Genomic DNA, 12,309 nt, shown 5'->3' on the forward strand with positions numbered 1-12,309 from the left:
TTACGCAAGGGGTACGTGTGTTTTGAAGACCGGGTAGGTTTACCGCGTCCCTAGTGTCCGCGGCCCTTCGGGTGTGTCCTCGCTGTCGTGGTGCCAGACGTGAAAGGTGGTGGCTTCGGCGCAGGCGGCACCGAGCGGCGAGTAAAGGCTGAGGCGACAGAGCTTGGATGGAGATGAGCCAGTCTCCCGAGTGCGGGCTTCGCGGAGATCTTCAGATCTGTGGCGCGCACCATCGTCGGCGGATCATTGAACTCACCCGCCCGTTGGCCTCGCCCCAACGACGTACCCCAGGATAAACAAGACGATCATCACTGCGCCGATCGCTACACGAGATCTCCCACGGGGCTCCTGCGCCACAGGGTCTGCGTCTGTTTCTTGGTCGGACACATAACTTACTGACAGGTAGGAGATGTCGGCGTCCTTCAGGACGATGGTCTCGGCTGCGAACTGTTGCAGTTCCCCTCCAGGCGGGCGAACCGAGATATCTCCGAGAAGCGTCAGAGCCTTCGGCTCGCCTTCCTCACCCACATTCCCATAGGTATCGACATATCCCTCGATCCAGGTGCCATCCTTGAGCTGCACGCCGGCAAAATTTAACGCGTCGGGGAAGCGATTGAATACGTAGCCCCACGACTCTCTGTCGGGGTCGTCCTGCCAGCGCCCAAAAGTGAGCTCGTGAGCCCTCTTGCCACCCGCCAGCCAGCCAGCCACAGCAGCAACGGTCAGAGCTGATGTGCTGGTGATGACGAACCAATCGAAATGCGTTCGCGTGTAGGAGCCCGGGTCGAGGAGGAAACCAGTCACCTCCGCCCGAATGGAGCCGTTCACCATGGAGAGCACCGCAACGACTAGCGCGAAGATGGCGAAGATGGCAGCGCTGACGAACACCGCAGTTGCTGTCTCGCGGAAAGCGGACCGCTTCACCTTCGGGCGATGGCGCTCTCGGCTGATGGAGAACGCGACTCCCGGGATGATCAGCAGCAGGTAGAAGGCCACACCGGCCAGATCTGTTGGCATTCCCTAACCTGGCTTTCGATCGTAGAATAAGTATCACAGGGACGAGAGGAGAGCACCATGGCAACGGAAACGATGAACAATCAGACCCACCTGGAGCACGCCCAGCAGCCGGTTAACCGGCGCATCCAGGCCATCGTCCGGCCCCCTTCTCAGCTTCCCAAGCCGCCTGCAGCAGCGGAGCCTCGAGCTACTCGCTAGTAATTGCAGGTTTACGCGTTCCGCTCCTCCCGTGCCCGCGACGCTGTTATGCACCGCCCAGTCCTTTCAGCGCGGCCCACGATCCCTTCGCGTCTTCGACGTCCGACTCTGAGACCAGCAGGTAGGACCAGCGGGGTCCGGCCGTGAACTCGGGGGAGGTGTTGACGTAGTTTGCCCACCGCTTGGCTGCTGCGCGTTTGCCCGTGACTTCGGCGCTCTTCATCTGGTTGTCGGCTTTGACCTCGACGATCCAGTGCTGTTCTGGCTGTGCGGCTACTAGGAAGTCGGGGTTATAACCGCCACCGGCTCGCCAACTGATTGGGAGATCTCCGACCTGAAGCCGTACCCACCATTGGACCGCAGCGTCGTCATCCAGGAGGAGGGCAACGTCACGCTCGGGGGAGGAATCGAACCAGTCGGCTGTCATCAGCGTCTTGCTGAAACCGGTGTAGGAGACGTCCTTGCTGAACCGCGATCGAGGATCATCGCTTTCCTCCGTGCGCGTGTTCTGACGCTGAGGCTGGAAGATGCGACCGACTGCGACTTGCTCGGTTTCTGCGGCTGAAGAGAGGCGGTGCTGTTCGTCGTTGACTAGCCGCACTAGACGTGCGGCAGCGCGTTCGAGGTAGGCCGAGAGCAACTCATCGGCGCCCCCGTTGAGGCCGTCGAAGAACGCGTCAAGCAGCGGCTCGGCGGCCAGCCGTTCAACATCTCGGTGTTCTCGCCGCGCGCTCACCGCTGGGGCGGCAAGCATGGCTTGCAAGAGTAGAGCGCGGAGCTCGGAGGTTGTCAGTTGGATGGCCGTTTGCGTGACCACTCGGTCCTGTGCAGTGGCTCTGACCAGCTGCATGCGCTCGACTCCGTCGATTCCGCGAACTCGCTTGGCGGAAACCGTCATTCGTCTCAGTTCGGAATCTGGATTGACTCGCAAGCGTCGGCCCAGCTCGCGGAATGGCGACTCGTCAGTAATGTCGCGCAACGAGAAGCTAGCGCCCACTTTGGTTGCCCGGAGGATCGGCAGGACAACTGCGGGTGCGTCTGCACGCAGAACTACTGGGGCCCGCTCAAACGCGGCTTCGGTGGCCCCGCCGACAGCTGTCCGGGAATCGAGGTCCCCAATCTGTATAGAACCCGGAGCATCCGTAGCTCTCTCGACGGCAGTCGAGGCTTCCTCGAGAAGGCCGTGACCGACTTCTTCCTCTTCGCGGCTGAGGTACGTTTCCCCTAGGTCGTTGGTCTTGACGGTCGCGCGGGTACTGTACGACACGAACTCTTCGTTGAGTACTCCCGCGTTGTCCAGCAGCTGTCGGAAGCGGTCGTGGGCGACCACCTCGAGAGTGTCGATCATTTGCACGCCGGTGTACTTGCCGAACGGTAGCCGCAGTCCTCGACCTAGAACTTGTTCAGTGAGGACATCGGACAGCGAGGGCTGCGTGGATAGCAACACGTACACGTTCTTGACGTCCCAACCCTCCTTGAGCATCCTCACCGAAACGATCACACGGATGGGTGATTCTGGCTCTTCGACGCGGGAAAGACGATCCCACATCGCGGGCTCATTCTTTTCAGTCACCGAGGAATCAACCTGAATCACTGCGTCCGCGTAGCGGCCTTCTTTGAAGGACTCGTCGCGTAGTATCGCCGCGATTCGGTCCGCTTCGCCTGTATCTCTCGCGAGAACCAGCATCACTGGATTGACGGCGGAAGCGGTAGAGACGCGAGCGCGGTACGCAGCGATCGCTCGCTCTTTCGCCTCGAGCAGCGCGGTGCCATCGACAAGCTTGGTGAGGAGATCCTTGCGGTCGTCCTTACGCCCGACGATCACAGGAGTCTTGACGAACTTGGCGCCAATAGCCGCGGCGAGAGGGTAGCGGTAGATGATCTCATCATCGCTGGTCAGCTTGTGAGCGGTCGCGGTGAGGCCCAGGAGCACCTTGGGATTTAGGCCGCGCACGGCTTCGGAGAACCGCGGCCCGTAGTACAGGTGGTGTTCGTCAGCGAGCACGACGAGATCATCACGATTCTTCAGCAACCCGTAGAGCTGCCCGCCAAGCCCCTCGGTGTACTCGTGGGTGCGCCGAGCAATACCTTCGTTAGGCGCAAGCAGCATCTGCACCGTGAGCACGTAGACCTTTACTACGGCGGGATCGTTGATCACTTGCGCCATGGACGGAGTGTTGTAGTTGTCGGCGGTGACCAGCACGGTCCGTACACCAAGCATCCGCGTTAGAGATTTTACTGCGCCCGGCGTGAAGTTTTCGATCGTCTTCTTCCGGATGGTAGCGCCGGGCACGACGATGACGAAGTCGCTCCAGCCGCGGTCCTGCGCGAGGTAGTCGATGACACCGCCGATGACGTAGGTTTTGCCTACGCCTGTCGCCGAGACGATCACGCCCTCGAATGGCGCGGGCTTTGCATAGACGTCATAGTGCTCCGAGACGTACGCAGCAACTGTCTCAAGTGCCTGCCGGTTAGGTTCCCGCAACGCCATGCGTCGAGCGATTTGCTCGATGAGACCTTCATCGATATCGATGACTCCGGTCATGCAGATCCCCCCGAAGGATTCGTAAAGTCAGAAGCCCAGGTCAGGCCACGAGTAGAACGCCGGCCGAGCTGCCGGTAGTTCGAGATGATCGCCTCGGGGATTTTCTCGAGGGATGATCCGCGGTGCAACTCAGCGAGCCGCTCCTGTGCATATGGATCGATACCAGTGCCGTACACAACGAGCAGCTGCCCATCAGGAAGCCAATCCAGCAAGAAATCGACGACCGCATCGTTCACGAGCCCGTCGATCACCGCTAGACGCTCGTCTCCTCTGCGACCAGAGAATGGCGCGTCCAGTCCGTAGTCGAAGTGATACTGCGCAGCGACAGCCTCAGCCAGTCGATCGCCGGCCGCCCACGGCGCCAGGTACATTTGCCCGTCTTCTTCTTCGAACATCGATGGGCCGACGTCGAGCACACGGAAGCCACCTCCGCCGGCCCAGAGTGGCGTCCTTCGAATCTTCGTTTGCGCAAGTCGCTTAGCAAGCTTCGCCGCGGCGGATAGCTGAGAAGCGGTCATGCCCGGCCCTTGCTCGGGGTCTTCGGCCCATGCAGTCAGGAGGCGCACTGCCGCAGCTGCATCGGCCGTAGTAGCGTCACCCGGCATTTCGCTCGCTGCGATGATCTGTTCAGATACGCCGATCCCTCCGGGGTCCGTCCCGTCGACGACTCGTTGAAGGCGTGGAAGGACGAAGGATTCCACCGTTTCGCGAGACCATTCCGCTGCGAGCCATCGGCGTCCGAGCTTGTGCGCGACCGCGGCGGTCGTCCCGGAGCCGACAAAGCAATCCAAGACCACCTCGCCAGGCTCTGACGCCATCTCGATGATGCGCGCAAGGAGTTGTTCTGGCTTCGGCGTGGCAAACGGTGTGACTCCAGGGAATAGAGCCGTGAGGTGAGCCTTCGCTTGACGCGTGGTGGGTAGATCCGCCCAGATGGTTGGCCAAGGACGCGTGGGATCGGCGGGAGCCCATTCACGCGTGTACGGAACCCACTTGGTCTTCTTCTTCCCGTCTGGCCGTTGCTTCCAGATCAGCTCTCCTGCGCGCTCCAGCTCGGTAACCCGTTTGCGGCCGAGCGACCAGTTCGCTTCTCGACCATCATCGTGGATGGGCCAAACTTCAACCCCATCCGGACCGGAAATCGGATACCACATAGTCTGCCGGTCTGCGCGGAGGCTGTTCTTGCCGTTCTTCTTCAGAAGGCGGTCTCGATACCTACGCCCGTCCGGAGCGGTGTTCCCATATGCCGCGAGGATCGATTGGTCCAGCTTGCGCGCAAACGCAGCGCCTCCCCCGGGAGCTTTGGTGTAGCACAGAATCGTCTCATGATCGGGCGTGACCGAAACCTTGTTATCGTTCGGGCTGTCGACCTTCTGCCACACGAACGAGGTCACGAAGGACGCCGGGCCAAAGACCTCGTCCAATACGAGCCGAGCTCGATGTACCTCGACGTCGTCTAGATGTAGCCAGACTGATCCATTCGGGGCGAGTAATTCCCGAATCTGCTCGAGGCGATCTCGCATCATCGTCAGCCAGATGGAGTGCTCGAGGTTGTCGTCATACTGCTTGAAGGCTTGACCCGTGTTGAACGGTGGATCGATGTACGCGAGTCGGACTCGACCGAGGTACTCCTCGGCGAATTCGGGAATCTTCGCGAGCGACGTGAGGGCGTGTAGAGCATCGCCCCGAATTAGGAGATTGTCGTGCGCCCGGGATTCTGAGTTAACTGCCCCCACGGTCGTCACGTCGTGCAGGAGACGAACCTCGTTAACACGGTAGTCACCACGATCGGCCCACTGGAACGATCCATCTTCGTACGAGATCAGACGACGATCCTTGTCTGTCCAAGTCAGTTCGAGCCGACCAGTGTGCTGAACAGGGCCATCGGTCGGCATCGTCGATCTCCTTGGTACGCGCGCGGATACTCGCGTAAGCCTACTTCGTCGCCGGAGCGGAGCCATCCGCCAACAAATGACATAATTACGACTATCAGCACAGTTTGGAGCGAGGGTGCGATGGCAGGCCGCGAGGGCATTGGAGCAGATCGGGTCCGCAACTTGGGGGATGTTCCGTTCTGGACGGCAACCGTTTAGCGGCGTACTCTGCTCCCAGAGCCGCGGTGCCGCTGAGCTGGGGAAGATCCGCGCCGCGTTCTGAGCCTTCCGCCGAGCGAGAATTGGGGCTAATAGCGGAGCGGAAGGCCTCAATCCTCAGTTCGACGAGGACGAGGACGGCTGGTACGCGAACCGCTCCCACGAGTACGCGAACCGCTCCCACGAGTACGCGAACCGCTCCCACGAGTACGCGAACCGCTCCCACGAGTACGCGACTCATTGCTCGTAAAACGAGAGCTCTCAAGCGTGTTCTGCTCTCGGGTGTTGGCCGGTTTCGCGAGTCCTCACGGGCTGGGGGCGTGGGCGTCGCCGAGGTCCAAGCACGCTCACACAAAGTTCCCTTCGAAGGTGTTGCCTGAACCGCCCCGCATTCCGGCCTAGGGGGCGGACGAAGTTCGATGCCAGGTGTCCCCCAGGTGTCCCCGCGTTGCGCGAGGATACTGATTCAGCCGACTCCTCGCGTGTCGGACGTGCGCCGCGTGGATCCAGAGAATCCCTGGTCTCGATGGAGAATTGGCGTTTTGTGGCGTGATCAGGTGCGGTGTTGTGGTGCCGGAGGATCGCACGAATCACTCTGCTAAGGTGGAGTCCCCTCACGGGGACCAGGGGTTCAAATCCCCTCGTCTCCGCAGAAGAACCCCCGCTCCGGCGGGGGTTTTCTCGTTCCCGGCCCCTGGGCTCCCGTGTCGGGGCAGACTCGAATCATGCTTCGCGACATCACCACGATCGTCTTCGACGTGCTGGGCACCCTGGTCGATGAGCCCGGAGGGCTTCGCGCTGCCATCGAGGAGGCGGTTGGCTCTCCCCGCGATTCCGATGGACTCCTCGCCGTCTGGCAACGTCATATCGACGGGGAGCAGCGCCGGATCGCACGGGGTGAGCGCGACTACGCCGACTCCGGGATCCTGGATCGCGAGGCCGCGACACGGGTGGCGCAGATCGCGGGGATCACGGACGCCGCGGCCATCGATCGCCTCGCCGCCGCGACGCAGCGTCTTCCCGCCTGGCCGGACTCACGCGATGGGGTCGCGCGACTCGCGGCCCGGTTCCGTGTGCTCGGGCTGTCGAATGCGAACCCGGAGTCTTTGCAAGCGCTCGGGGAGCACGCCGGACTGCCATGGCACGGGGCGCTCTCCGCGGACGCCGTCGAGGCCTACAAGCCTTCACCGCGGGTATACCGATTCGCGATGGAGGAGGCCGGTGGCGACCCGCAGAGAGTGCTCATGGTCGCCGCTCATGCTTGGGACCTCCGAGGCGCCGGAGCTGTGGGGATGAGGACCGCCTACGTACCGCGTCCGGCAGGTGATCCGCCCGCAGACCCCGACGCCTTCGACGGGCGTTTCTCCAGCTTGGCCGAGTTGGCGGAGGCGCTGGGCTGATGCATCGGGATCGTGTCGTGTCTGTGTCCGACCCGACGTTCGGCTCGGCCCTCGGGTAGCCTCGTCCGCATGTCTTCCGCCACGACGCAGACCCACAAACGCGAAGCCTTCGGCTCGCGCAACGTGTTCATCCTCTCCGCGATCGGCTCCGCGGTCGGCCTCGGCAACATCTGGCGGTTCCCCTACGTCGCCTACGAGGGCGGCGGCGGGGCATTCCTCATCCCGTACCTGTGCGCGCTGCTGACCGCCGGCATCCCGCTGCTGTTCTTCGACTACGCGATCGGTCATCGATACCGCGGATCGGCGCCTCTCGCCTTCCGTCGTCTGCACCGTGCGGCCGAGCCCCTCGGATGGTGGCAGGTGCTCATCTGCGTCGTGATCGCCGTCTACTACGCGGTGATCATCGCGTGGGCGGCGATGTACACCTGGTTCTCGGCCCAGCTCACCTGGGGCGCGGGCAACGAGAACGACTTCTTCTTCATCGACTTCCTGCGCTCGGCGGACGTGGCCGAAGTCGGCGTCTCGACCGACTTCGTCCCCCAGGTCGGCATCCCCCTCGTGGTCGTGTGGCTCATCGTCATCGTGATCATGGCGCTGGGTGTGAAGCGCGGCATCGGCAGGGCGAACATGATCCTGATGCCGTTGCTCACGGTCATGTTCGCGATCCTCGTGGTGCAGTCGCTGTTCCTCCCCGGTGCGATGGACGGCCTCAACGCCTTCTTCACCCCGAACTGGGAGGCACTCGCCGACCCGGGCGTCTGGGCCTCCGCGTACGGCCACATCTTCTTCTCGCTGTCGGTCGCGTTCGGCATCATGGTGACCTACTCCTCGTATCTCAAGCGCAAGACCGACCTGACCGGTTCGGGACTCGTCGTGGCCTTCGCGAACTCGGGCTTCGAGATCCTCGCCGGTATCGGTGTCTTCGCGGCCCTCGGCTTCATGGCGCAGGCGCAGGGGACCGAGGTGGCGGGAGTCGCCTCTTCCGGCATCGGATTGGCGTTCATCGCGTTCCCGACGATCGTGTCGCAGGCGACGGGCGGATCGATCATCGGCGTCCTCTTCTTCGGGGCTCTGGTGTTCGCCGGAGTCACCTCGCTCATCTCCATCCTCGAGGTGATCGTCGCCGCGCTGCAGGACAAGCTGGGCTGGGCGCGTGTGCGCACGACCCTGACCGTGGCGATCCCGCTCGCTATCGTCTCGATGGCGCTGTTCTCGACGACGACGGCGCTCTCCGTCCTCGATACGGTCGATGCCTTCGTGAACTCCTTCGGCATCATGGCGGTCGCCCTGGTGGCCGTGATCATCGTGGCCTGGTTGCTGCACAAGCTGCCGGTGCTGGTCGAGCACCTCAATCGTCGATCGAGCTTCCGGGTGGGCGCGATCTGGAAGCTGCTCGTCGGCGTGCTGGCACCCGTCGTGCTCGGGTACCTCTTCATCAGCGAGCTCATCGCGAAGACGTCCGAGCCCTACAGCGGCTACCCCGCCTGGTTCCTCGCCGTCTTCGGATGGGGCATGGTGATCGCCCTCGTGGTGCTGGCCCTGGTCCTGTCGGCGCTGCCGTGGAGCGGCCGTTCCCACGCGAAGGACGATCCCGAGTACGACGAGTTCCTCGTCGAAGAGGAGTACGAGCCGGATGCGGAGACGTCCGCGATCCCGGCCGTCGGCACCACGACGAAGGGAGCGAGCGCATGACTCCGATCGCTGTCGTCATGATGATCATCGCCATGGTCACGGTATGGGGCGGGCTGGTCGCCGGGATCGTGAACCTGGCCCGTCATCCCGAGGAGTCGGAGACGGAGCCGGCACCTCCCGTCGAGCTCTGACCGGGCGTCGACGGAGAACCGATCGCATCCGACCGGAGAAATCGGGTCGGCGTATGAGATGCGCAGCGACGATGGTGGGGAAAGGAGGACCTCATGATCGGCACGCTGAACGCCCTGGTCGACCTCGTCGACACCTACGGTGTCGCGGGAGAGATCGACATCGACGCGTTCGCCCGTGAGAACGGCACGACGGAGTACCACCTGCGTCGGATGTTCTCGGCGCTGGCGGGGATGCCGCTCTCGGAGTACGTGCGTCGTCGCCGGATGACGCACGCGGGAGCGGAACTCGCAGCCGGCGCCCCGAGCCTGCTCGACGTGGCCGTGCGCCACGGATACGGCTCGGTCGAGGCGTTCGCTCGCGCCTTCCGCGCGGTGCACGGCATCGGACCGGCCGATGCGCGCCGTGACGGGGGTCCTCTCCGTACACAACCCTCGCTCCGGTTCCGCCTGAGCGTGGAAGGGAGCATCCCCATGCACGTCACCATCACCCACCGGCCCGCGCTCGTGCTCGTCGGTCACGCCGTCGAGGTTCCGTTGATCCACGAAGGCGTCAATCCGCACATCCAGGCGCACATCGCGGCCATCCCGCCCGAGGAGCATGCGCGGCTCAAGACCCTCGGCGATGCCGAGCCCTCGGGGATCCTGGCCGTCACGGCAGACGTCGATCCCGATGCCCCGGAAGGCTCGCTGCTGAGGTATCTGCACGGCGTCGCGGTGCACAGCACGACATCGGTTCCGGAAGACCTCGACGTGCTTCCGGTCGAAGAGGGATCGTGGGCGGTCTTCGCCGCCAGCGGTCCCTTCCCCGCCGCTCTGCAGACGCTGTGGGCGGCCACGGCGACGGAGTGGTTCCCGTCGAACCCGTGGAGGCTGCGCCCCGGCCCGTCGGTCGTGCGCTACCTGGAGTTCAGCGGTGACTCCGCGTCGTGCGAGCTCTGGCTTCCGGTCGAACCGGCCTGAGGCCGGCGGGGTGGGCGCGCGTGCGCACCCACCCCGTGTCCGTGGCCCGTGCGACACTGAGCGCACGATCCAGGGAGGCACGTGATGGCGGCCATCGATCCGAAGAAGACACTCGACGCGTACCGGGCGAAGCGGGGCGAGTTCCGCGTCGTCGAGGTGCCGCCCCTGCAGTACCTGACGATCGACGGGGCAGGAGACCCGAACACCGCGCCCGCCTATCGGGACGCCGTGTCGGCGCTGTTCCCCCTGGCATACGCGCTGAAGTTCGCGAGTCGGAACGACCTCGGCATCGACACCGTCGTCATGCCGCTCGAGGGACTCTGGCATGCGCCCGACATGGAGTCGTTCACCTCCCGCCGTGACAAGTCGGCCTGGATGTGGACGATGATGATCATGGTCGGCGATCACATCACCCCCGCGATGTTCGCGGCAGCCGTCGAGTCGGTGTCGCAGAAGGCTGTGAAGAAGAGGGAGCCGATCCCTGCGCTCGACTCCGTGCGGCTGCAGACCCTCGACGAGGGCAGCTGCGTACAGACACTCCACGTCGGACCGTTCGACGACGAAGGACCGGTGCTCGAAGAGCTGCATCACCACTTCATCCCCGACAACGGGCTCCAGATGCGGGGGCTCCATCACGAGATCTACCTGAGCGACCTGCGCCGTGCCGATCCGGCGAAGCTGCGCACCATCCTCCGGCAGCCGGTCATGCCGCACGCCTGAGCGACAGGGCGGGAGCGACAGGCGAGGCGAAATCAAGCCCCTCGGCGGGGTTCCGCACGACGGATACGCTTCAACGATGAGCACGGTCAAGAATGCGGCGCGCGTCGCCAAGAGGTCGTCGACGTTCCGACGGATCGCTCGTGCCGGCTTCGTCGTCCTCGGTCTCATCCACGTCATCATCGGCTCGGTGGCGATCTCCATCGCGGCCGGCGCCTCCGGTGACGCCGACCAGGACGGGGCCATGGAGCAGATCCGCCAGAGCCCGATCGGAGGGCTGCTGCTCGTGCTCGTGGCCGCCGGGCTGATCGCGCTCGCCGTGTGGCAGATCGCCAGTGCCTTCCTCGCCGCCGATCCGGCCGAGACGAAGAAGTGGGGTCAGCGCGTCAAGCTGTTCGGCATCGCCGCCGCCTACCTCATCGTCGGGGGCATGGCCCTGATCTACGCCGTGGGTGGTGATGCCGACTCCGAGACGGCGTCGAAGACCCTGAGCGCGGTGCTGCTCTCGGCGCCCGGCGGCGTCGCCCTGTTGGTCGTCGTGGGGCTCTCGGTCGTCGGGGTCGGGGTCGGGTTCATCGTCGGCGGCTTCACCCGCGGCTTCGAGAAGCTGCTCGACCTGCCATCGGGAGTCGCCCGCAGGGGCATCGTGACGCTGGGGGTGATCGGCTACTTCGGCAAGGGCACCGCCGTCGCCGTGACCGGGGTGCTCTTCGTCGTCGCCGCCGTCACGCAGGACCCGGAGAAGGGCGCGGGGCTCGATGCCGCCCTGCACAGTCTGCTCGATCTGCCCCTCGGCGGACTCGTCCTGGGTGCTGTCGGCGCGGGGTTCGCCGTCTACGGCGTCTTCTGCATCGCCAGGGCCCGCTACGCCAGGATGTGAGTTCGAGCGTTCACGCGGTGGCGGGCTTCTCGCTCCACACCAGCAGGAAAGCGCCGAGAGCGATCATCAGCCCGCCACCGGTCGCCCCCATCGCCTCAATACGTCGGGGCGAGCGGCCGAACCAGTCACGGGCGGCGCTCGCCAGGAGCACCCATACGGCGTCGCAGCTCACGCCGATCACCACGACGATCACCCCGAGCAGGAACAGCTGCGCCGGCACCGATCCGGCATGCAGATCGACGAACTGCGGGAGGATCGCGAGGAAGAACGCGATGGACTTCGGGTTCGTGACGCCGACGACGAAGCCCTCGGTGAGAAGCCGCCAGCCCGAGCGCTTCGCCGGCGCCGTGGCCATGGCTCTCGCCGTGTCCTTCCGGTGGCGGATCGCCTGGATGCCCAGGAAGATCAGGTAGCCGGCGCCGAGCACCTTGACGATCGTGAACAGCACGACCGACTGCGCGATCACGGTGCCGACGCCGAGAGCCACCGCGACGACGAGCACGATCGATCCGACCGCCGTGCCCAGGATGCTGAGGAATCCGCCCATTCGACCGAGCGCCATGGCTCGGCCGATCGTGAAGAGCACGGTCGGCCCGGGGATGACGACCATGATGAACGCCGCGACGACGAAGGTGAACAGCGTGTCCTGGGCGATCATGGGACGAGCTTAGAGGCG

10 protein-coding genes are annotated in these 12,309 nt (G+C 64.3%); 6 read left to right on the forward strand and 4 right to left on the reverse strand.

The genetic code is table 11. The features are described from left to right. Positions 1-252: 252 nt before the first annotated feature. The 3 genes from FFS56_RS10140 to FFS56_RS10150 form a co-directional block, all read right to left on the reverse strand. A complete protein-coding gene (locus FFS56_RS10140; protein WP_127011798.1) occupies positions 253-1,017 on the reverse strand; it encodes a DUF6338 family protein in 765 nt (254 codons plus the stop codon). A gap of 244 nt (positions 1,018-1,261) precedes the next feature. Next, positions 1,262-3,760, reverse strand: a complete 2,499-nt coding sequence (locus FFS56_RS10145) for a DEAD/DEAH box helicase family protein (protein WP_137771926.1) — start codon at positions 3,758-3,760, stop codon at positions 1,262-1,264. Continuing rightward, the gene (locus tag FFS56_RS10150; protein WP_164734080.1) at positions 3,757-5,655 is read right to left on the reverse strand and encodes a site-specific DNA-methyltransferase; all 1,899 of its coding nucleotides are present in this window, start codon (positions 5,653-5,655) and stop codon (positions 3,757-3,759) included. Before FFS56_RS10150 ends, FFS56_RS10145 begins: the two co-directional genes overlap by 4 nt. A gap of 923 nt (positions 5,656-6,578) precedes the next feature. Between FFS56_RS10150 and FFS56_RS10155 the strand changes: the two genes are divergently transcribed. The 6 genes from FFS56_RS10155 (at position 6,579) to FFS56_RS10180 (ending at position 11,633) form a co-directional block, all read left to right on the forward strand. Continuing rightward, positions 6,579-7,253 carry a haloacid dehalogenase type II gene (locus FFS56_RS10155; protein WP_127011802.1) on the forward strand — a complete coding sequence of 225 codons (675 nt, stop codon included), beginning with the start codon at positions 6,579-6,581 and terminating at the stop codon, positions 7,251-7,253. A gap of 69 nt (positions 7,254-7,322) precedes the next feature. Further along, a complete protein-coding gene (locus FFS56_RS10160) occupies positions 7,323-8,945 on the forward strand; it encodes a sodium-dependent transporter (protein ID WP_058631515.1) in 1,623 nt (540 codons plus the stop codon). Beyond that, positions 8,942-9,076 (forward strand): methionine/alanine import family NSS transporter small subunit, encoded by a 135-nt coding sequence (locus FFS56_RS10165; protein ID WP_082108540.1) that lies wholly within the window; start codon positions 8,942-8,944, stop codon positions 9,074-9,076. Before FFS56_RS10160 ends, FFS56_RS10165 begins: the two co-directional genes overlap by 4 nt. Before the next feature lie 93 nt (positions 9,077-9,169). Further along, positions 9,170-10,036 carry a GyrI-like domain-containing protein gene (locus FFS56_RS10170; RefSeq protein WP_127011803.1) on the forward strand — a complete coding sequence of 289 codons (867 nt, stop codon included), beginning with the start codon at positions 9,170-9,172 and terminating at the stop codon, positions 10,034-10,036. Positions 10,037-10,120: 84 nt separating this feature from the next. After that, positions 10,121-10,756, forward strand: a complete 636-nt coding sequence (locus FFS56_RS10175) for a GyrI-like domain-containing protein (RefSeq protein WP_046746720.1) — start codon at positions 10,121-10,123, stop codon at positions 10,754-10,756. A 76-nt stretch (positions 10,757-10,832) separates the two neighbouring features. Continuing rightward, the gene (locus FFS56_RS10180; protein ID WP_058631512.1) at positions 10,833-11,633 is read left to right on the forward strand and encodes a DUF1206 domain-containing protein; all 801 of its coding nucleotides are present in this window, start codon (positions 10,833-10,835) and stop codon (positions 11,631-11,633) included. 10 nt (positions 11,634-11,643) lie between these two features. On the opposite strand, the gene FFS56_RS10185 is transcribed toward FFS56_RS10180, so the two are convergent. Next, entirely contained in the window at positions 11,644-12,291 is a 648-nt protein-coding gene (locus FFS56_RS10185) for a LysE family translocator (RefSeq protein ID WP_046746718.1), read from the reverse strand. Positions 12,292-12,309: the final 18 nt, after the last annotated feature.

The organism is Microbacterium sp. Beta (assembly GCF_005502545.1).
Taxonomy (GTDB): domain Bacteria; phylum Actinomycetota; class Actinomycetes; order Actinomycetales; family Microbacteriaceae; genus Microbacterium; species Microbacterium oxydans.